The sequence below is a fragment of the Claveliimonas bilis genome, from assembly GCF_020892095.1.
Classification (GTDB): Bacteria; Bacillota; Clostridia; order Lachnospirales; family Lachnospiraceae; genus Claveliimonas; species Claveliimonas bilis.
Map to the genome: position 1 here is coordinate 1,527,700 of NZ_AP024845.1, position 22,946 is coordinate 1,550,645.

Here is a 22,946-nt window from a genome sequence, read left to right on the forward strand (position 1 = left end):
CAAAAAGATATTGAATATCACCAAAAACACAACTATAATGGTATAAAAGAAAAAGAATACCTTGAAGGTATGCAAAAGGAGAATTATGACAGAGATATTGATTTGCGGGTGCACTGAGCTGTTTACGGAAGAAGCTCTTCTCCGTCTGGCGGAAGAGTATCGTGTGGTGATCGCGGGACCTTCGGCAGTATCAGGAAACCAGAAACATATAACAGCATATAAGACATCACCGACAGAGGAAAAGTTCCGTCAGTTGTTTGATGTATATAGCTTCCAGACCATTTACTATGTGAGCGGGTATACAGACGGGGGAAATGGTCTCTTTGGTGAAACACAGCAGCTGGAGCAGGTTATGCTGGAATGCAGCCGTTCGCGGGTAGATAAGCTGGTTGTTTTTTCGACGGTGGACAGTCAGAATTATATGGCCAGTTATGGGAAACAAGGTGAGCTGTTAAAGAAGGATTACTATTCCAGCCGCTGTTTCGGAGCAGGACAGATGGAAGAGATGTGTCAGTATTTTATGGAGAGAAGTAAAATGCCGACGGTTATGATCCGACTGCCTTATCTGGCTGACCGTATCAATGACAAAAATTTCCTGGGACACATTTTCCGCAGCATGTATGAAGAGGAAAAAGTGATGCTTCCTTACCACAGGGAGGATCCGCTTAATTTCCTTACGCTGGACGATCTGGTGGAGCTGATGTTCCAGCTGACAGAAGAAACAGAGGATGACAGTGGCATTTATTATGCGGTAAGCGGATATCATTATACTTATGGCGACCTGGAAGATATGTTGAAAATTGCGGTCCCGGATGCAAAAATCGTATACGAGAACTATCCGTTTGTGGCAGAAATACCGTCTTATCCAAAAGAGCTGAGGAGAAAATACGGGTTTATCCCTATGGATAACGCGATGGAAAATATAGGTACATATTACAGAACCTTTGTCAATGAAGTCATGACACAGAAATCCGGACTTGCAGGAAAGATCATGTCTCTTTTTGCCAGGGCAGGAAAAGGTGCTCTTAAATATGTAGAGCTCGTGCTGGTATTTATCATTGCGGAAATTATCAGTCATTACACATCAGAATCAATCTATTTTAAATTTGTAGACGTAAGACTTTTCTATATTATCATCATGGGAACAATTTATGGAATGCGCACAGGTCTTGTGGCAGCAGTTCTGGAATGTCTGGTACTGATACGGGAATATGCGCTTATGGGAATGAATGGAACCATTCTCTTCTATAATATTGAAAACTGGATTCCATTTGTTGTTTATCTGATGGCGGGTTCCATTACCGGCTATATTTCCAATAAAAAAGACGATGCGCTGGCATTTGTGCGAAGAGAATATTCCCTGCTGCGGGACAAATATCTGTTTTTAAGTGATGTTTACCACGGGGCTGTGGAAAATAAAGGAGAGTATAAAAAACAGATTCTGGGATTTAAGGACAGTTTTGGCAAAATTTTTGATGCAGTGCAGAAACTGGACAGTGAATATCCGGAGCGGATCTTTTTTGAAGGAGTTAAGGTACTCGAAGATATTCTGGAAAACCATACAATTGCTATTTATACATTAGATTCCTGGCAGAAATTCGGCCGTCTGGCGGTATGTTCCAACAGTTTGCTGACAAAGCTGACAAAATCTATTCGTATTGAAGATTACAGCCAGCTGTATGACACGGTGAAAAAAGGGCAGGTGTGGAAGAATACAGATATGGTTCCCGGAATGCCCATGTATGCATGCGGAATTTTCAAAGAAGGAACGATGGTACTCCTTATTACAATTCAGGAGGCGGATGTAGAACAGTATGGTATGCATTATATGAATATTTTCCAGATTATGTGCGGACTGGTGCAGACGTCTTTCCTAAGAGCGTTGGAATATGAAGAGCTGGCAGAAAGCAAGATGTATGATCCAAGGACGCATATTGCTTATCCGGAAAGGCTCCGCCAGCTTTTGGAAGTGCAGGAATCCATGAAAGAGGCCGGTGTGGCGGATCATGTGCTGATCCGGTTTAAAGATAAAGATAAAGAAAGAGTCAGCGATCAGTTATCCGGTATGATACGTGCCAGCGATGTATTGGGAACGGATGAAGATGGCAATATTTATCTTCTGCTTGTGCAGATGAACCGGGAGAATTTCCGTATTGTAGGAGACCGTTTAAACGGAAAAGGCATGAAATATCAGATTGTGGAAGCGGTCGGATAAAGGATGGGAGAATCTGTGATAATTATATTTTTAATCATTCATATCATTCTGTGTATCCTCGTATATCTTCTTATGAGGATATCGCTTTTAAAAGCGCCGCGGCAGTTTATGCCGATCGTATGTCTGGTTCCCCTGTGGGGGCTTTTGGCACTCCTTTTTCTGGAGATACGGACCAGAGGACGGCAGGATATATATGAAGAAGTGGGAATTGAAAAACTGAAGATCAATGATGCGATCCACCGAAGCATCCTGATGGAAGAAGATCCTATCGAAGATCGGGTCGTACCTCTGGAGGAAGCGCTTCTTATCAATGATCCTCTCACCAGACGAGAGCTGATGATGGAAGTCATGTATGCCAATCCCGATGACTATGTAAAGCAGCTGAAAGAAGCCCGAACAAATGATGATACAGAGGTTGTTCATTATGCGGTCACAGCTCTTGCAGAGCTGCAGAAGGAATACGATCTTCAGTTTCAGGAGCTGGACTGGGAATTGGAAAATGATCCGGACAATGACGACATTACAGACCGTTATCTGAAGCTTTTAGATCAGTATCTGGAAAGCGGAATTGCGGAGGGAAATGAAAGAATCTTAAAACTTCGCTCTTACAGCGGCATGCTGGAGAAAAAGCTTAAGAATCATCCTGACCGTCTGCCTCTGTGGAGAGAAAAAGCGGTTACCGATTTAAGGATTGGAAAATATGATGAAGCCCGTCAGGAAATTGAGCATATCATGCGGGAATGGGACAGAAATGAAGCGGGCTATCTGTTGATGATACAATACTATTCTGCGGTACAGAGCCGCAGGGGGATTGAACAGATATTAGAGACAATTACCAGAAAAAATATTTATCTCACGCCGGAGGGAAGGAGTCAGATCAGGTTCTGGCAGGAAGAAGGAAGGAATAGCATTTGAAAAGAAGAAAGCGACAAAAGGGAGGCATTTTCCGTTTCCGAAAACTGCAGACAGTGATTGTAGTCTTTTTATTGCTGGTAGGCGTGCTGTGCTTCGTGCAGTGGAATGTCCCTTATGAGGAACAGGAAAGAGAGCTGGAACCTGTAGAACAGGACAGCCGTGATCTGGTGACTTTGGACCAGGATCCGGAGTGCCTTATTATCTGGGAAGATGATGACATGGGCAGACAGGGACTGGAGCTTATGGAAGATATCTTAAGTCAGATGAAAATCCCTTATGAAACAGTACAGGGAGAAGAGTCGAACCGGCATGACCTGGAAGATTATGAGACCGTTGTTCTTTCCGTGACACACTGGAATATTTTGGATGAGACGCTTCTGAAGCTTCGGGACTGGCTGGAAGGAGGAGGAAGTCTGATGGCCCTCTATCCCCCGGATATCAACGGAAGCTTTCAGGTATTTGCAAAAGACTTCGGAATTGAAAGACTGGGAAATGGCTACGTCGTAATGTCCGGTCTTCGGATGACCCGCCCCTTTATGATAGGCGGGGACAAGGAATACGTAATTACGGATCCCTTTGAGTCATCCCTGTCAGTATCCCTGGATGACAGCGCAGAGGTCTATATGGAATCTACAGATGAAAATCCGGTTCCTCTGCTCTGGAAGACAAAGCAGGGAGAAGGAGAGGCTGTATTCTGCAATATTGGAATTGTGGAAAAGGCGTACCGGGGGTTCTACTCCACAGCTTACAGCCTGCTGGAAGAAACATGCGCATGGCCGGTGATCAACGGTTCTACGTTTTATATTGATGATTTTCCATCTCCGGTTCCCGGAGGGGAGAGCAAATATATTAAGCGGGATTACGGGATGACGGTCTCGGAATTTTATACACAGGTATGGTGGAATGATGTATATAATCTGGCGGAGGAATACGGCATCCGCTACACAGGACTTGTGATCGAACAGTATTCTGATGATGTGGAGCAGCCCTATGAGCGCAATAATGATATACAGCGCTACCGATATTTTGGAAATATGCTTCTTGATCAGGGAGGAGAGATCGGCTTCCATGGGTACAATCACATGCCGCTGTGCCTTCTTGGATTCGATTACGGAGACGGATATGAGTCCTACCGGCTGTGGCACAGTTATGAGGATATGCTGGCCTCTATCCAGGAGCTGAAAACATTCTGTGAAGAGCTTTTTCCTAAAGAGAAATTTCAGGTCTATGTTCCTCCCTCCAATATTCTCTCCGAGGAAGGCAGAACCATGCTGAAGGAGGATGTGGAAGGGATCAAAGCCATTGCCAGTGTTTATATTGGTGATACGGAAGAGAATGCGTATGAACAGGAATTTGAGGTGGCGGAGGATGGGATGATCGAGACGCCCCGCATCATATCTGGATATATTATGGATGATTATACCCAGCTTATAGCATTCTCGGAGCTGAACTTTCACTATGTAAACACCCATTTCCAGCATCCTGACGATACCCTGGACGAGGACAGGGGAGCGGCTCTTGGATGGGAGGAAATGTACCAAAGGATTTCAGACTATACCGAATGGCTGTATACATCGGCTCCGGACATCCGTAATCTGACCGGCAGCGAACTGGCGGCGGCAGTACAGATTTACGACAATCTGGAAGTGGAACGGGACTATACAGACGGAAGATTAAAACTTCATCTGGCAAATTTCAGGGACGAGGCCTGGCTTATGGTCCGGATCAATGAGGGGATGCCGGGAGAAGTAACAGGAGGGAGTCTTACGGAAGTGGCAGAAGGACTTTATCTTCTGGAAGCACAGGATGATGAGATAGAAATTGTAATTGGGCAGTAAGGAAGACAGAAGGGTACAGAGAAAGGAAGCAGGATGAACAAAAAGCAGAAACGCTATATTTCGGTTATTATTGTATTAATTGTATTTATATTGATTGCGGTTGCTCTGCTTGGACAGTATGGCTGGATGGTGACAAGGACAGGAGGCGGGGAATCCGGCCTTTCCATTCTGGAGGATAACAGTTTTACAAAACTTGGTTACAGTGGAGAGGAAACGCAGGAGGAGAATCCGGACTGCCTTTACCTGTGGGACAGTACAGATGAAAATTCTGCCGTCTTTTATGATCAGATGACGCAGATCCTTCACGACATGAAGGTAGAGTATACTGAGACAGATCTTAGCAAGGAAGAGATGCCGGATCCTGATCAATACCAGATTGTCATTACGGGATTTACAAACTTTCAGGAACACAGCAGTGTCATACTGGAAGTGGTAAGCTGGATGGAGAAAGGCGGCAACCTTCTGATGCCGCAGGTTCCGGAAACCGGCAGTGTGTACAGTTTTATGAGTCCGAGGATCGGCGTGGAAAACCTGGGTTCCGCCTACTATGAAGTCAGTGGAATCCGGATCACAGATGATTTTATGATTACCGGAGAACAGACAGAGTATGCCATCGAATATCCTTATCAGTCCGCGCTTACGGTCTCCCTTGGAGAATCCTGCGAAGTTCATATGGTGTCGGCGGATGAAAGAGAAGTGCCCCTTTTGTGGGAGACGGACCGCAGGGAAGGGCATGTGGTTGTTGTGAACCTGGGGCATTATGAAAAAAACTGCAGAGGAATTTACGCGGCAGCTTACAGTCTTCTGTCAGAGTACTGTGTATGGCCTGTTATTAACAGTTCGGCGTTTTATATAGATGGTTTTCCTTTCCCCCTTCCAAAAGAAAAGAACTCCTACATTACAAAGGAGTATGGGGACAATATGGATATGTATTCTTTTTATGTCAGAGAATGGTGGAATGACCTTATCAGTCTGGCGGAAGAATACGGTATTTCCTATACAGGAACGATACAGGAGAACAATGATAATGATGTAGAAGCGCCTTTTGAGTCAAAGGCTTCCTCCAACCGGTATCAGTATTTTGCATCTACTTTAATGGAACTGGACGGAGAACTGGGCCTTTTCGGATATAACCAGCAGCCTCTTTGCCTGGAAACCAGCGATATCGGGATCCGGGAGGGAACAGAAGAGGATATCGGAGAGGAGACGGAAGAGCTGGATTATGAGAAGGATCTGGGTCTGAAATACTGGAACAATAAATCGGACATGGCAGCAGGTCTTAAGGAAGTGGAGGAATTTCAGAAAGGAATTATTGACAGTGAAACGATGCAGGTCTATACGCCTCCTTCCAATATCTGGTCAGAGGACGGACTGGATGCGATAAAAGATACTCTGCCGGATATCGCAGCCGTGGCGGCGGACTATTTCAGCGGCGGATATGCGAAGGAGCAGGAATACGAAGTAGACGAAGACGGGATGATCATGACGCCCCGCATAACATCCGGAGGAGAAATCAGTGAAGATATGAAGCTGAGCGCTTTTTCGGAGCTGAATTTTCACTATGTGGTTTCCCATTCTATCTCTCCTACAGATGTGCTGAATCCGGATGCGGGAGCTGATCTTGGCTGGCCTGCCATGGTGGAAAATCTGAACGATTATGAAAAATGGCAGGAAGAGGCAGCGCCGGACATCCGACGGATGACAGGATCTGAAATGGCAGGCGCAGTGCAGAGATTTTATTATTTAGGATCAGAAGAGATCGAGACAAAAGACGGTCTGGAAATCCAGCTGTCGAATTTTCAGGATGAAGCCTGGCTGATGATCCGTTTTAACGAGTGGACACCGGATGAAGAGTCGGTGAAAGGCGGAAGCCTGACGAAGCTGAGCGGGAATCTGTATCTTCTGGAAGCAGAGCAGGATACGGTTACGATTCAAAGAAAGGATGCAAAATGAGGATCTGTGTAATACTGGAAGGGTGCTATCCCTATGTGACAGGAGGGGTATCTACCTGGGTTCACCAATATATGAAGGCCATGCCCCAGCATGAATTTGTAGTTTGGGCGGTAGGTGCTGATTCCAAAGATCAGGGAAAGTTTAAATATGAGCTTCCTGACAATGTTGTAGAGATCAGGGAAATCTTTTTAAATGACGCTCTTACCATGCCTTTTGTAAAAGAAAAATACAAGTTTAAAGAAGAGGAGCTGGAAGCGCTCCGGGAATTTGTAAACTGCCGGGAGCCAAACTGGGAAACTTTGTTCCGCATGTATCATGACAATAAGGTATCTCCGGTGGCGTTTTTGATGAGTGAGGATTTCCTGGAAATCCTTATGAAAATCTGTCATGAAGAGTACCCTTATACCAGTTTTTCGGATCTTTTTCATACAGTCAGATCTATGCTTCTTCCGGTGCTCTATATTTTGCAGTCGGATGTGCCCAAGGCGGATATTTATCACGCCATTGCCACAGGTTACAGCGGAGTGCTCGCGAGGCTTGGAAGTTATGTCAATGGTGTGCCTTATGAGATTACAGAGCACGGAATCTATACCCGGGAGAGAGAGGAAGAGATCATCCGTGCAAAATGGGTTATACCGGCATTTAAAAGATTTTGGGTGCGTTTTTTCTATATGTTGTCGGGTGCGGCATATGGCAAGGCTTCTATGATCACCAGCCTCTTTGATAAAGCAAGGGAAACACAGATTGAGATGGGGGGAGCCCCGGAGCTTTGCAGATACATTACCAATGGGATTCATTACGAAAGGTTTTCCTCCATGAGGCCGAAAAAGGATAATGGATATGTAGATATTGGGGCGGTCCTTCGGATTTCCCCGATTAAAGATGTTAAGACCCTTCTCTATGCATTTGCGGATCTGCGAAGCAGGCTTTCGAATGTGAGACTTTATATTGCAGGACCCGAGGACGATGAAGAGTATGCGAAAGAGTGTTATGACCTGAAGGAACAGCTGGGGCTTGCCGATGCATATTTCCTTGGGACAGTCAATATTCTGGAATATATGGAAAAATTTGATTTTACCGTCCTTAGCAGTATTTCAGAAGGACAGCCGCTGGCTGTTCTGGAATCGTTCGCTGCAGGAAGACCCTGCGTTGTAACAGATGTGGGATGCTGCAAACAGCTGATAAACGGGATGGAGGGAGACGACCTGGGAGTGGCGGGCTACTGCGTGCCGCCCATGTACAGGGAAGCGCTCTGTGATGCACTGGAAATGATGTGTACCCATACAGAGGAACGTTATCAGATGGGACAGATCGGGAGAAAGAGGGTAGAAAAATACTTTCGGCATGAAGATATGATACGCAATTATCAGGAAGCATATGATGAGGTGTTTAGAAGATGGCAGGAATCGGTTTCAGCTTAAAAAGATTATTCAGTAAACGAGGATTCTTCTCGCTTTGCAGGGCATACGGATATGCGGGAATTATTTGTGCAGGGCCTATGATCCTGGGTGTTATCATGCTGGCGGGTGTCAGTCTGACAGCCAGGCTGGCAGGAATGGAAGCCCATGACAGGGAATTGATGAACTGTATGCTTACTTACAGTCTGTTAGTTTCCCTTAGTATCACCAGCTGGTTCAACATGGTTACGACCCGCTATGTATCTGACATGCTCTATGAGGAAAAGCTGGATAAGATCATGCCTTCTCTTTACGGAAGCTGTTCTATTATGCTTGTGGCAGGAGCCGTTCTTTACGGAGTTTTTCTTTGGTTTTCAGGAGTGCCCCTGATCTATCAGATCCTGTGTCTGTGGTTTTCCCTCATTCTGATCGTAGTGTGGATGGAAATGGTTTACCTGACAGCTCTTAAGGACTATAAAGGAATCGTGCTTGCATTTACCATTTCCCTGATGCTGGGATTCCTGTGCGCTCTTATCCTTGTCGTTATCGGATGGGTCAGTATTGTGAGTCTGATGCTGTGTATTATTATTGCCTATGGCACGCTGATGGTATGGTATTATAAACTGCTTCTTGACTATTTCCCTAAAAGTGAGGGAAGCAAATATACATTCCTGCGTTGGTTTGACCGTTATAAATCGCTTGCTTTTACAGGAGGTTTTATCAATATCGGGTTGTTTGCCCATCTTGTGATCATGTATTTCGGACCTTTGCAGATCCAGGTTGAGGGGTTGTTTTACGGGGCACCGGCACATGATGTTCCGGCGCTGTTTGCGTTTTTCTCCATTTTGATCACGACCATTAATTTTGTGACTTCTGTGGAAGTTCGTTTTTATCCGTCTTATCGGAATTATTACAGCCTGTTCAATGACAACGGCTCTATCAGGGATATTGAACAGGCAGAAACGGAGATGCTGACCATTCTGAAGCAGGAATTGACTTTCAGCGGACATAAGCAGCTTATTTCAACGATTCTGTTCGTTGTATTCGGGAGTTATGTATTGGAGTGGCTCTCACTTGGATTTACGGATACATCTATTGGAATTTTCCGGTTTTTGTGTACAGGATATGGAATTTATGCGATCAGTAATTCCATTATGCTGATTCTCCTCTATTTTGAGGACTACACAGGTGCGCTTCTTGGCACGATGGCCTTTGCTGCAGTCAGCGTGGCTGCCACGATCCTGCAGATTTTATTTGGCTCTGTCAACTTCTTTGGCCTGGGCTTTCTGCTGGGCGGTATTGTATTTTACTTTATTGTCTGGCTGAGGCTGGAATGGTATACAAGGAGGCTCCCCTATTTCCTCCTGTGCAGGAAGGCTTTTGTGCCGAACATGGAAAAAGGATTTTTTGCAAGGCTGTGTGATCGCCTGGATGCCAGAGATGAAAAGAAGGCCAATGCACCCAAGGAAAAGTGGAAAAAGAAACGGCGGAAAATGGCGGGAGCAGCCATGCTTGCCCTTGTGTTTCTCCTGAATGGCTGCAGTGCAGATACGGGTGCCGTTTCCGGCAGTACCGGAAGCGATGTAGAAGCGGCAGCGGAAGATACCCAGGAGACAAAAGGTGATCCGGTAGAAAAGGAAGAGCTGGAAGAATCCGAGGAGACTCTTCAGGATAACAAGGCAGTATATGCGGATGATGATGAGACTTCTGTGGTAACCATGTATCTGACTGTATCGGAAGGAAATGCGGCAGATCACACGAACCATACCTGGACAGAGATCAACAGTCTGGATAACTATTATTATGAGGACAATAATCTGGACCGCTACAATTGTGAAGCCCTCCTTCAGATCGGGGATGAATTCGGAAATGGCGAGACTTCGCCCAACGCTACAGTACAGATACGGGGACAGTCCTCATCCAGACGGGATCAGAAAAATTATAAAATTCGTATTAAGGATGGCATGGGTGAATGGAGAGGACAAAGAACGATCGCCCTCAATAAACATGTAGGAGATGTCTATCGTTTTAAAAATAAGCTCGCCTATGATCTGATGAAGGATATTCCCCAGATGATGAGTGCGAGAACACAGTTTGTGCGCCTTTATGTGAAGGATACTACAGAGGGGGGAAACGGTACATTTACCGACTATGGATTATATACTCAGGTAGAACAGATTAATAAAACATATTTGAAAACACACGGACTTGATAACAAAGGTTATTTATATAAAATTAATTTCTTTGAGTGGTATCAATATGACGAATTGAAGCTGAAAACAGATGAAGATTATGATGAGAAAGCCTTCGAAGAATATTTGGAGATCAAGGGGAATGACGATCATACAAAGCTTTTGGAACTGCTGGAAAAGGTCAATGATTACTCGGTTCCGATAGAAGAAATTGTGGAACAGCATTTCGATATGGATAATATTTGCTATTGGATGGCGTTTCACATTTTAATTGGAAATTACGATGTAGGATCCCGAAACTATTATTTGTACAGTCCTCAGAATTCAGATAAATGGTATTTTATTTCATGGGATAATGATGCAGCCCTTTCAAGGACGCAGTATGAGCAGAGTAATTATTCGGAAGGACTTTCCTGGGAAAGAGGAATCACTCAGTTCCTTCACGTAATTCTATTTAACCGTATTTTCCAGGAGGATGAATATCGGGATATGCTGACAAATGCTGTGGAGGATCTCTATACCAATTACCTGACGACAGAAAAAATGACGTCTATGATAAATCAGTACAGCAGTGTAGTAAAGCCTTATATCTATAGCAGTCCGGATGTGGAATACGCCGTAGAAGAAGACCAGGCTGTCTATGATCAGCTGGTTGCTGCCCTGCCGGGTGAGATTAAATTGAATTATCAGTATTATCAGGAAAGCCTGGAAAAACCGTGGCCTTTCTATGTGGGAACTCCAACAGTGGAAGATGGAAAGCTCAACGTACTGTGGGATGCATCCTACGATACGGATGGAGAAGATATTACGTACCGCGTAGTGCTGGCGCGGGACTGTGATTATACGGATGTGATCTATCAGGCGGATGGTCTGCAGCTTCCGGAGGTCAGCTTTGACATGCTTCCGGCCGGACAGTATTATCTGAAGGTGCAGGCGGTCAATGAGTCCGGTTATGTGCAGGACTGCTATGACTATTACTCCCGGGAAGATGGAGGAGGAAAAGCGTACGGAACGAAAGCATTTGTGGTGCAGGCTGACGGAACTATAACCAATGTGGACAATGCGGACGTATAAGCCTATGGCAATTGTTGCGGTACAAGGAGGAAGAATATGAGAAAAAAGACAGGGCAAATCCTAAGCCTGCTGCTTTTGCCGGCGCTGCTTGCCGGATGCGCCGCCGGCAGCGGCGACAGCGGGACACTGGTAAGCGCCGATGAAACGTATGAAACGACGGGACAGAGTTCTTCAGATTATGAGCTTCAGGATAATAAGTCGTTATATGAGGAAGAAAATAATGAAGTCGTGACCATGTATCTGACAGTAGGGCAGGGAAATGAAGAAGATGATACAGATCATACCTGGACAGAGATCAACAGTTATCCTTTGTCTTACTATGAGGAACATTCCATTACTCCATACAAATGTGAGGCTGTGCTTCAGGTCGGCGATGAAGCCGGCCCGGTGGAAGGAGAATTCGGCTACAGTGACCGGACTGCCAACGCTACGGTGCAGCTTAGAGGGGAGGGCGCTTCCCGGCAGCAGCAGAAGAGCTATCGGATCAAGATCAAGGACGGCGATGGTGATTATAATGGACAAAAGACAATTTCACTGAATAAACATTCCGGAGATCCTGTCCGATTCAAAAATAAACTGGCGTATTCTTTGATCCAGGAGATCCCGGAAATGATCGGCGCCAGAACACAGCTGGTTCACCTTTATGTGAAAGATAAGACAGAGGGAGAGGACGGATTGTTCCAGGATTACGGGCTTTACACCCAGGTGGAACAGATCAATAAAACATACCTGAAAAATCACGGATTTGACAATGACGGCGCACTTTACCAGGTGGGAAATTTTGACTGGCAAAGGCATGAAGACGTAATTATGCTGGCTACAGATGCAAATTACGATAAAGATGCATTTGAACAGTATCTGGAGGTGGATGGATCAGAAGAACACGATACTCTTATCGCCCTTCTTGATGCAGTGAATGACACAGATAATGAAATCAGCGATGTAGTGGAACAGTATTTTGACAAGGATAATCTTTACTATTGGATGGCATTTCACATTTTAATGGGAAATAAAGATGTATTGGACGGAAATTATTACCTGTACAGTCCAAGGGGCGTCGATAAATGGTATTTCATTTCCTGGGATAACGACGGGATTTTGAAAGAAGGCTATGAGGCCATGGAGGATGAGACTTACCAGAGATCCTGGAATAAAGGAATTTTTACTTTTTCAGATACGGTCCTGTTTGAGAGAATCTTAAAAGACCCATCCTGCAGACAGAATCTGGACAGTGCGGTGCAGGATCTCTATGAGAACTATCTGACAGAAGAAAATGTACAGGAAAAGATAGATGATCTGCAAAAAGCGACAGAGGACTATGTATATTCCCTGCCTGATCAGACGTATGCCAGAGTGAATGAAGAAAATTATAACATCCTTGTTCAGAGTATGGCGGAGGAGATCAAGACGAACTATGAGGAATACACAAGCAGTATGGCCTCCGCATGGCCGTTCCATATTCTGGAACCGGTAAAGCAGGGAGACAGCACTGTCCTTCAGTGGGAGGAATCCTATCAGGAAGGCGGCGGTGACATCACTTATTCTGTGGAGCTTTCCAGAGACTATACATTTTCTGACTGTATGGTAAGCGAACAGACCGGGGAAACGAGAGTGGATGCCGGATCACTTTCTCCGGGACAGTATTTTGTTCGGGTACGGGCAACCGGTTCAAATGATGTTTCCCAGGACGCCTATGAATATTATCAGACAGAGGCGGGAAGCAAAGCCTACAGTACTCTTTGTTTTTACGTACAGCAGGACGGCAGTATTTCTGCCGTCAGCTACAGCGAGGATTGATGAACGATGGCAGGATTGAGAATGAGACAGCCGGTTTACCGGAATGAGTGGAAATATTATATTTCTCTGTGGGAAGGAGAGCTTTTGAAAAGGCGTCTGCTTCCATTTATGGAGCGGGATGCCCACGCTGAAGGCGGACAGTACACGATTCGCAGTCTGTATTTTGACGATTATTGGGATTCGGCATATGAGGAGAAGATCATGGGTGTCGTAGATCGGCAGAAATGGCGGATCCGGATTTATAACTACAGTGATTCCAGTATCAAGCTGGAGCGGAAGAAAAAGTGGGGCAGTTACATTCATAAAGATTCCGCATCCCTTACAAAAGAGGAATACAGAAAGATACTGGAAGGGAATTACGAATTTCTCCTTTCCAGTGAACAGCCTTTGTGCAGGGAATTTTACTATGAGTGTACAGTGAAACTGCAAAGACCCAAAGTAGTCGTAGACTACGAAAGAGAACCTTTGATCCGCCCGGAAGGTGATGTAAGAATTACCTTTGACAGAGATGTGCGGGCAGGGGCCTTTGATTATGATATTTTCGATCCGTTCCTTCCGGTTACCTCGGTGCTGGATGAGAATATGATGGTTCTGGAAGTGAAATTTACAGAAATGATCCCCGAACTCATCAAAGAGCTTTTGCCTCTTGACGGGCAGGAGTTTTCCGCGATTTCAAAATACACATTATGCTATGACAGAGCATTCCACAGAACGGATATGCTGGCAGGAATATCCAAAACAAACAGGAGGGGCAAAAGATGAATATAAGAGATTATTTTAAAAACTCAGTCTGGGAGTCCTTTATGGACGGCCAGGGGCTGACGGCTGATTTTATGACAAAGGCAGTTATTGCAATGCTGCTGGCCGTAATACTGGGAATCTTTATTTATAAAATTTACGGTCATTATTTCGGAGGAGTTGTATTTTCCAGTTCCTTTGCGGTGACTCTGGTGGGGATGACGGTACTAAGCTGCATGCTGACGCTGGCTATCAGCAGCAATATCGTGATCTCCCTTGGTATGGTCGGTGCGTTGTCTATCGTCCGGTATCGTACTGCGATCAAGGATCCCATGGATCTTTTGTATCTGTTCTGGTCTATTTCTGTGGGAATCACGCTGGGAGCCGGACTGTATGTGCTGGCGATTGCCACGATGCTTATTATGGTGGCTGTAGTGCACTTGTTTTATAACCGCAGGAAAAAAGGAACGATTTTTATACTGGTAGCTCATTATGAGTCAGAACTTGCAGGGGATGAGATACTGAGAATACTAAACAAGATGAAGCATCAGCTGAAATCCAAGACGATCCGCGGAGAGCTGACAGAACTGACCATCGAGCTTGTCTGCAGAAACAACAACACTCTTTTTATGGAGCAGATCCAGGCAGTAGAGGGTGTACGGGACGTATCGCTGATCCAGTACAATGGAGAGTATCACGGATAGGAGAATGATATGGGAAGAAGAAACTCGAAGGTTCCGTATATCATGATGGCTGTACTTGCCGTTGCCATTGCCGCGCTGCTGATCTATATCGTACCTTACCGATATCAGTTGAATCATACTGTATCCTTTAAGGAAACTGATGAGCCTCTTAACAATCCTCTTACCGGGTATGCGCCATCGGCGGACAATGAAGAGGAGTGCCAGGACTCGCAGCTGGTATACATTGGCGTGACATGGAGTATGTGGGAACCGTCACAGGGAGAATATGACACAGAAGCGCTGGAAGAGCTGTTCCATATTGAGGAATGGAAGAGCCAGAATAAGCATGCCGTGCTTCGGTTTATCTGTGATATTCCCGGTGAAGAGGGACATAAAGATATTCCGGAATGGTTGTACGAGAAGACGAGAGACGGAGAATTTTACAGTACAGAGTATGGAGCGGGCTATTCTCCGGATTATTCCAATGAATTTTTCAGAGAGCGTCATGCCCTGGCAATTCAGGCGCTTGCAAAGTACTGCAATAAAGATGACTTCGTGGCTTATGTGGAACTTGGAAGTCTGGGACATTGGGGAGAATGGCATACCAATACGGATGAAGGTCTTGAGCCGCTTCCCGATGCAGAAGTATGCTGGGATTATGTGCTGGATTATTCCGATAACTTTCATAATGCAAGGCTTCTGATGAGAAGAAATTTTGTGATGGCGGCAGATGGAGATCTGGGGCTTTACAATGACATGATCGGAAGTGAAAGTGATACGGAAGAGTGGATGGACTGGATCCAAAATGGAGGAAGTTTTGAAACCTCCGGAAAAGCACTGGAGTATGAACCGATGGAAGATTTCTGGGAGAAGGCGCCAAGCGGAGGAGAGTTTACCAGCGAATATACTATGGAAGAGCTTTTGTCAGACCGGCTTTCAGAGACTTTGGAGATGATCCGGGATTCTCATACGACTTTTATCGGTCCCAAATGCCCGGAAGGAGATCTGAAAGATGGAAGTGTAGCAGAGAGTATCCGGGAAGAGCTGGGATACCGCTATTACATTTCACGTTTAAGTACCCAATATTCTTTCCGTGACGGAGAGCTGGAAGTGACGATGACATGGGAAAATTCAGGTCTTGCGCCGTTGTACTGGGACTGGCCTGTCACTATGTATGTATACAATTCTGACGGGGAACTGAAATACTGGGAAAATATAGAGATCAATCTGTCAGATCTGGTGCCGGGAGAGACAGTTGAGACAACAAACCATATCCCGTTTACAGATGAATTTCGGCAGGGATATCAAATAGGCATAGGAATCACGGATCCGGATGAGGAGGAACATATTCTTCTTGCTATGGAAGGAAGACAGACAGATAATGTTCAGATCATATACACTTATGAATAGAGGAAACATAAACAGATAAAGGAGGAAAATGATATGGCTGGCAATGGAATGTTCCGGACATCACTGTTCGGAGGTTTTAACAAAACAGATGTAGAGGAGTATATTAAGACACTGGAGCATGAAATAGAATCTGTAAAAGTGCTTCATCAAAAGGAAAAAGCAGATCTGTTAAGAAAGATGGAGGACAGTCAGGAAAAGGCAGAGCAGGTGGACTTGGAAGTGCCAAAACTTCAGGAAGAGACTGCTAAGCTCCAGGAAGAAAACGACAGACTGCACCGGCTGCTGGAGGAAGCAAAGGATCAGTCGGAAAGAGCAGATCAGGATATGCCGGAGGGCGAATACAAAGTCCTTCAGGAAGAAAATGCTGCGTTAAAGGAGAGAATGGCCCAGCAGGAAAAAGAGCTGGAAAATCTGAAGAAAAATCAGGATGGCGGATTTTTTGATTATGAAACAGTTTCCAAGATTATGGATGATGCCAACCGCAATGCAGAAGCCATTGAGGAGGAAGCGAAGAAGCGGGCAGAAGAGATGATCGAAACAGCAAAGGTTGAAACAGAGAAACAAAAGGATATCATTGCGGCAAGGATCAATGCTCAGCTGGAAGAAAAAGGGATTCAGCTTATCGCGGCGAAATATAAGATCGAACAGTATATAAAAGAGATTGAAAGTGCGCAGCAGGGGCTGTTTAATATTAATTCCAGGATGATGAAAATGGTGCAGAATATGCCGGTGCGCCTGGATGATTACTGGGAGGGAGAGCATTACCGTGAGTTGGAAAATGCCAGAAAATACCGTCATGCCAATGCACTTCTAGGGCAGGAAGGTGTGAAAGAATCAATAAAACTGGAGAATGGAATAAAGAAGGATGGAGAAAAAGCGTAAAAAGCGATATGGCTATCTCTTCCTTTCAATGCTTATTCTCATATTGGTTATCCCTGTTGCTATACAGAGGATGAGTGCAGCAGTTCTTGACAGCGCAGAAACAATGGGAAGCGAAACAGCTCATGTATATGCATTGAATGAGGTGGCTGTTACAAATCAGTACGAAACTGTGCTGGAAACGCTGGAATATCAGTTGAGACCGGAAAACCGAACGGACAGTTATGAGAAGCTGATCCAGCAATATCTGAAATTTGCAGATGAGGTGATGGGGCTTGATGATGTGGAGGCCTATGTATCTGTAGATGGGAAAATTTATGCAGCTACTTATTGGGAAGGAGATGAAACATTTGATCCACTGGGGACACAGTGGTATCAGCAGGCGATAGAAGCGGATGGGGAGACTATTTATACAGATGCTTATATCGATGTGCGGCTGAATAAGACCGTGGTGACCCTGGCAAAACAGATCAAGGGAACAGAGGACGTGGTGGCAGTGGATCTTTATCCGGACCATCAGCTGGAACAGGAGAGAAAACAGCGCCTTCCGGAAGGGACGAACTATTTTCTGTCAGATTCAAAAGGAGAGCTTCTGAAATACAATCTTACTGTGAAAAGCCATGAAGATCTTCAGGAGAAATTTGATGAAATTTTTGCGGGAATCCTGAACGGAGAATTTGATACTTATGATTCTTATATTATAGGAGTGGACGGTGTCAAGAGAGGCGTATATTATTACAAGCTGGATTCAGGATGGTATTCGGTCGTTACGATTCCTTATGACACTTTGCTGGAATCCTATGAAGGAGCCTGGAATGTATTTCTGGGAATTATGGGAATTTTTGTTGTGTCTGTGATCATTTTTGCAGTAGCCGATTACCGAACAAGCAGGAAAGCGAAAGTTTACAATGAGATCGTAGGTGTGCTGGGGAATTCTTATTACGCACTTTATCAGATTAATCTGAAAAGCGGACAGTATACGATGCTGAAAGGGTCTGACTATGTGAGGAACAGGCTCCTGCAGAAAGGGGAATACAGCCAGCTTCTGGATATCATGAAGGAGCTGATAAGAAAAGAAGATTATGAAGAATTTTTGAATACCTTTTCTACAGAAAACATGGAAAAACTGGTGCAAAAACGGATCCGGGATTTTGGAGGAGATTTCAAAAGACTTTTCAACGGGGAATACCGATGGGTGCATGTTCAAATGCTTTATGATGAATCTTTGCAGAAGGGAACAGTGGTACTTGGTTTCAGGGATATTAATGAGGCTAAGGAACATGATCTGTCCATGCTGGAGCTTTTAAAAGATTCTCTGGATTCGGTAGACAGCATGGCAAAGAGCAAAAATATGTTTTTCTCCCAAATGTCCCATGATATGAGAACTCCGCTTAATGGAATCATCGGTATGGCAAAACTTGCAAAGAATCATACCGAGGATGCAAATAAGACAGCGGAGACGCTAAGCAGGATCGGACAGCTTGGAAATCAGCTCCTGGAACTGATTAATGAAATACTGGATATTTCCCGGATGGAAGAAGGGAAGCTGGAACTTCGAAGCGAGAGTTTTCGGATAAAGGAAAATCTGAAGGAACTTGCAGAAATTTTCCGGTTACAGACGGAAGAAACAGAAAAGCAATTCCTGACCCATATCGATATAGAAGACATCTATATCAGAGGAGATTGGGGAAAGATTCAGCAGATTTTAAATAATATTTTGTCAAATGCCTTTAAGTTTACTGCGGACGATGGAAAAGTGGAGATGACAGTAACAGAGGAAAAAGACAGCAACAGCAAATATCGCAAGTACCATTTCCGCATTCAGGATAATGGTGCAGGTATGAGCCGGGAATTTCTGAAAAAATTGTATCTGCCTTTTGAAAGGGAAGTGCAGTTCGGGGCAGCGAATGTCGCCGGGACAGGACTTGGAATGCCTATTGTGCATGAACTGGTGCATAAGATGGGAGGGACCATAGAAGTGGAAAGTGAGCTGGGAGAGGGAACGGAATTTGAAATAATGATCCCTTGCCAGATCAGTGAAGAACAGGTTCTTCCGCAGGAGGAAGCAAAAGAAAAAGGCGGAAACGAAGAAGCTTTCCTGGAAGGAAAGAAGGTGCTTATTGCCGAGGATAATATGATCAATATGGAGATTGCACAGGAAATTCTGAAAAGTTTCGGTATGGAGCCGGAGGAAGCCTGGAACGGGAAAGAGGCAGTGGAGCTGTTTGAGGGAAAACCGGCAGGCTATTTTGACATCATTTTAATGGATATGCAGATGCCTGTGATGGATGGATGCGAAGCTGCTGTTGCAATCCGCCGTTCAGAGAAAAAAGACGGAGGGACCATTCCTATTATTGCAGTGACGGCAAACGCCTTTGCAGAGGATATTGTCTCCACGCAGAAAGCGGGGATGAACGCACATGTTTCCAAACCGATTGATTTCCTGATATTAAAAGAAACGATGGAGAAGCTGCTTAAAAATTGAATGGGAAGCAGCTTCCGGGGAAAAATAGAAAAAGAGATACCAGGTCAGGAGGGTGGACGATGAAAAAGGACAGCAGCAAGGACAGAGAAGAGACAGTAAATAGAAATAACACAATACTGATCGTGGATGATGATGAAATAAACAGGGCAATTCTGGAAAATATTTTTTCTTCCGGGTATTGTGTGGAAGAGGCAGAAAATGGCAGGATTGGATTGGAAAAATTGTTTGCACAGACAGAACGTTACTGTGCGGTTTTGCTGGATGTGGTCATGCCTGTTATGGATGGAATAGAAGTGTTGAAGATCCTGAATGAAAAAGGGACTCAGACGGAAATACCAGTGTTTCTGATTACTGCTGAAGCAGATGACAGGATTTTGAAAACGGCGTATTCACTGGGAGTAATGGATGTTATCCATAAGCCTGTTATCCCCTATGTAGTAAGAAGACGTATTGATTCTGTTATAGAGCTTTTCCGCGCGAGGAAGAGACTTAGCAGTAAGGTGGAGGAGCAGCAGAGTGAGCTTTTAAAGCAGGCGGAGCAGATTATTCTGCTCAATATGGGAATGGTGGAAGCATTGTCTACCGCCATTGAATTTCGAAGCGGAGAATCCGGAGAACATGTACATCGGATTCATGATATTACGGAATATCTTCTGCGAAATACAGAGTTGGGAGAAGGACTGAAGGAAGAAGAGATCAGACAGATTGCGATGGCTGCTATCATGCATGATGTGGGTAAGATAGCGATTCCCGATGCTATTTTGAATAAACCGGGCAGACTGACTCCGGAAGAGTATGAGATTATGAAAACCCATACAACTCAGGGCGCCCAGCTTTTAAAAAAGATTCCGCATATTATGGAGCACCAGATGTTTCAGTATGCATATGATATTGCAGAACATCACCATGAGAGATGGGACGGCAGGGGATATCCTGATGGCCTGAAAGGAGATGAAATTTCCATGTGGGCTCAGATTGTTTCTCTGGCGGATGTTTACGATGCACTAGTGAGCAAACGGGTGTACAAAGGAGCTATTGAGGTGGAAGAAGCGCTTCGGATGATCCGGGACGGAGAGTGCGGAGTGTTTAATCCGAAACTTCTGAAGTGTTTCATGCAGGCGGAAAAACCTCTGCGCAGGCTGTATCAGTAGCGTGTTTTTATTGTAAAATTTTGGAAAGAATAGAAAAGGAGGTCGTGTGGAGATGGTAGAAAAGAAAGTGATCTATCCTGTTCTTACCCGGTTCTTTGACCGTTATCTGAAAGAGAGGAACATTGCAAAAACCCTGTCAATAGTTGCAGACGACCTGTATTCTTTGGGAACCGGCGATGAGGAAACAGCGACGAATAAAGAAGAATTTGCCAGGCTGCTTGAGGAAGAAATTAAGAGTATACCGGATCCGATTCAGTACAAAATTATGGATTATCAGGAAAAGCAGACAGGGGAGAACAGCTGGGAATGTCTTTGTAAGGTAGAGACTGCCGTCAGATTAAATGGAAGCGAGGAAGAGATCCGCTACCTTACCCGTTTTACCGGAGGATTCCGGAGAGTGGGGGAAGAATTTTTAGCGACCGCTCTCCATATGTCGGAAGCCAGCTCATATCAGGAAAGCGGAGAATTTTTTCCGCTGCGCTTTTTTTCAGAAAAGACAGAAAAACTCAATGAGACAGCCCAACATGAACTGTTGGACATTATCTGCCAGATGATGCCGGGAGGAGTGATCGGAGGATATATTGAGGACGGATTTCCGCTTTATGTAGTAAACGATACGATGCTGGAAATGATGGGATACACATACAATGAATTTGTAGAAGAGACAGAAGGACTGGTCATTAATTCTATTCATGAAGATGATGCCCATATGGTAGAAAAGCATGTTCTGGACTGCTTAAAACAGGAAAAACAATATGCCATCGAATATCGCGTGAAGAAAAAAGACGGTTCCAGTTTGTGGGTGTATGATATAGGGCGAAAGATTATAGCAGAAGATGGACGTTCAGCGATCATCAGCGTTCTCGTAGATATTTCCGAGAGCGTCAGGGTGAAGAAAAACCTCATTGAAGAATCCAATCGGGACTTTCTCACTGGAATATATAATCGGAAAGGCGGGGAGGCTACCGTAACAGCCAAGATGAATAACAGTGATGCACCATATATCTTTCTAATGATCGATCTGGATAATTTTAAAAGTGTGAATGATATGTATGGTCATGGAACCGGAGATAAGATGCTTCGCTTCTTTGCAAAACAGCTGCGGGAGACATTTCGAAAGACAGACATAGCTATTCGGCTGGGCGGTGATGAATTTGCGGTCTATGCACAGCCTTGTTTTAATAAAGAGGCAATTCAAAATAAGGTTGAAAAGATTATAAAAGATTATGTTGAGGAGGCAAAGAACAGATGTCCGTCTGTAAGCACATCTGTATCAGTAGGCGGAATATACAGCATGGAGCCCAGATCTTTTTCCAGTATATATAAGGCTGCAGATGGTATTTTATATGAAATCAAACAGAGCGGAAAAGGGCGATGCGAGATACGGGAAATATAATAGAAAGAGGGGGTTTTGAAAAACCTCCTCTTTCTATTAAGTAAGATAATGATATCCTTTTTTAGAATACCTCCTGCTCTGATGAGATTTGAGGTATCCCTCCTTATTTTAAAGCAGCAGACCGGGAAAACAATGTTCCCTTATAGCGATTGAGTGCATAATAGACAATCATACCCAGAATACCGCAGGAAATAATCTCACCAACGCCCACCGTAACCATAAGAAACGGGATGGGAAGGGCGACGCCGTATGCGTATTTTAAAACAAAAGGCACAATGATCGTGTTGGATACCATCGGCGGGATAGTTCCGAATACCGGTTTCTGATTCCTGAGCAGATAGGTGCAGATGGCACCGATCAGTGTGGCAATGCTTCCGAAAACAATATCGGGCAGCAGTGCGCCTCCAATGATATTTCCCACCAGACATCCGATAAACAGACCGGGAACCGCTGCTGGGGTAAACAGTGGAAGAATCGTAAGCGCCTCCGCAATTCGTACCTGAATTTCTCCGAAGGAAATCGGTGCAAAGACATACGTCAGGACAACATAGATAGCGGCGATCATGGCCGCCTGGGTTAAAAATGCTGCGTTTTTGTTTCTCATATTCTGTTCTCTCCTTTAGTTTTGTTTTACGAGTGGAAGGTCTCGAACACTCGATTCATTTAACGCCGGGAATCGGCGGCAAGCCCGATAGACCTTGGTTTTCGTGGGCTTTGCAACGGGGAATAGTATAACATGACGGCAGCAGGAAATCAAGAAAAGTACCAAAAAAGTACCAAATTGGAAAATGAAAGCACTCTATCCCGTGGAGATAGGGTGCTT

Annotated in this window: 15 protein-coding genes; 14 read left to right on the forward strand and 1 reads right to left on the reverse strand. The window is 44.7% G+C overall.

Going from position 1 to position 22,946, the window contains the following annotated elements:
* Positions 1–85 precede the first annotated feature (85 nt).
* The 14 genes from EUBC25_RS07480 to EUBC25_RS07545 are packed head-to-tail and all read left to right on the forward strand — an operon-like array spanning position 86 to position 22,123.
* Positions 86–2,215 carry an NAD-dependent epimerase/dehydratase family protein gene (locus EUBC25_RS07480; protein ID WP_230104894.1) on the forward strand — a complete coding sequence of 710 codons (2,130 nt, stop codon included), beginning with the start codon at positions 86–88 and terminating at the stop codon, positions 2,213–2,215.
* 15 nt (positions 2,216–2,230) lie between these two features.
* Positions 2,231–3,130 (forward strand): hypothetical protein, encoded by a 900-nt coding sequence (locus EUBC25_RS07485; protein ID WP_230104895.1) that lies wholly within the window; start codon positions 2,231–2,233, stop codon positions 3,128–3,130.
* Positions 3,127–4,968 (forward strand): DUF2194 domain-containing protein, encoded by a 1,842-nt coding sequence (locus EUBC25_RS07490; RefSeq protein WP_230104896.1) that lies wholly within the window; start codon positions 3,127–3,129, stop codon positions 4,966–4,968. Before EUBC25_RS07485 ends, EUBC25_RS07490 begins: the two co-directional genes overlap by 4 nt.
* A 33-nt stretch (positions 4,969–5,001) precedes the next feature.
* Complete coding sequence (locus tag EUBC25_RS07495) at positions 5,002–6,921, forward strand: DUF2194 domain-containing protein (RefSeq protein WP_230104897.1); 1,920 nt, start codon at positions 5,002–5,004, stop codon at positions 6,919–6,921.
* Positions 6,918–8,342, forward strand: a complete 1,425-nt coding sequence (gene pelF, locus EUBC25_RS07500; RefSeq protein ID WP_230104898.1) for a GT4 family glycosyltransferase PelF — start codon at positions 6,918–6,920, stop codon at positions 8,340–8,342. Before EUBC25_RS07495 ends, pelF begins: the two co-directional genes overlap by 4 nt.
* Positions 8,318–11,584 carry an exopolysaccharide Pel transporter PelG gene (gene pelG / locus EUBC25_RS07505; RefSeq protein ID WP_230104899.1) on the forward strand — a complete coding sequence of 1,089 codons (3,267 nt, stop codon included), beginning with the start codon at positions 8,318–8,320 and terminating at the stop codon, positions 11,582–11,584. The genes pelF and pelG overlap by 25 nt, the downstream gene beginning before the upstream one ends.
* A 36-nt stretch (positions 11,585–11,620) precedes the next feature.
* Positions 11,621–13,381, forward strand: a complete 1,761-nt coding sequence (locus EUBC25_RS07510) for a CotH kinase family protein (RefSeq protein ID WP_230104900.1) — start codon at positions 11,621–11,623, stop codon at positions 13,379–13,381.
* A 6-nt stretch (positions 13,382–13,387) separates the two neighbouring features.
* Positions 13,388–14,143: a polyphosphate polymerase domain-containing protein gene (locus tag EUBC25_RS07515; protein ID WP_230104901.1), complete on the forward strand. Its 756-nt coding sequence runs from the start codon at positions 13,388–13,390 to the stop codon at positions 14,141–14,143.
* A complete protein-coding gene (locus EUBC25_RS07520) occupies positions 14,140–14,823 on the forward strand; it encodes a DUF4956 domain-containing protein (protein ID WP_230104902.1) in 684 nt (227 codons plus the stop codon). The genes EUBC25_RS07515 and EUBC25_RS07520 overlap by 4 nt, the downstream gene beginning before the upstream one ends.
* A gap of 9 nt (positions 14,824–14,832) precedes the next feature.
* A complete protein-coding gene (locus EUBC25_RS07525) occupies positions 14,833–16,212 on the forward strand; it encodes a DUF4832 domain-containing protein (protein WP_230104903.1) in 1,380 nt (459 codons plus the stop codon).
* 33 nt (positions 16,213–16,245) lie between these two features.
* Positions 16,246–17,094, forward strand: coding sequence for a coiled-coil domain-containing protein (locus EUBC25_RS07530; protein ID WP_230104904.1), 849 nt, complete (start codon positions 16,246–16,248; stop codon positions 17,092–17,094).
* Entirely contained in the window at positions 17,078–19,576 is a 2,499-nt protein-coding gene (locus EUBC25_RS07535) for a hybrid sensor histidine kinase/response regulator (protein WP_230104905.1), read from the forward strand. Before EUBC25_RS07530 ends, EUBC25_RS07535 begins: the two co-directional genes overlap by 17 nt.
* A 59-nt stretch (positions 19,577–19,635) precedes the next feature.
* Positions 19,636–20,727 carry an HD-GYP domain-containing protein gene (locus EUBC25_RS07540; RefSeq protein ID WP_230104906.1) on the forward strand — a complete coding sequence of 364 codons (1,092 nt, stop codon included), beginning with the start codon at positions 19,636–19,638 and terminating at the stop codon, positions 20,725–20,727.
* Positions 20,728–20,779: 52 nt separating this feature from the next.
* Entirely contained in the window at positions 20,780–22,123 is a 1,344-nt protein-coding gene (locus EUBC25_RS07545) for a diguanylate cyclase domain-containing protein (RefSeq protein WP_230104907.1), read from the forward strand.
* A 103-nt stretch (positions 22,124–22,226) separates the two neighbouring features.
* Here EUBC25_RS07545 and EUBC25_RS07550 read toward each other — a convergent pair whose 3' ends face one another.
* Entirely contained in the window at positions 22,227–22,727 is a 501-nt protein-coding gene (locus EUBC25_RS07550; RefSeq protein WP_230104908.1) for a QueT transporter family protein, read from the reverse strand.
* Positions 22,728–22,946 lie beyond the last annotated feature (219 nt).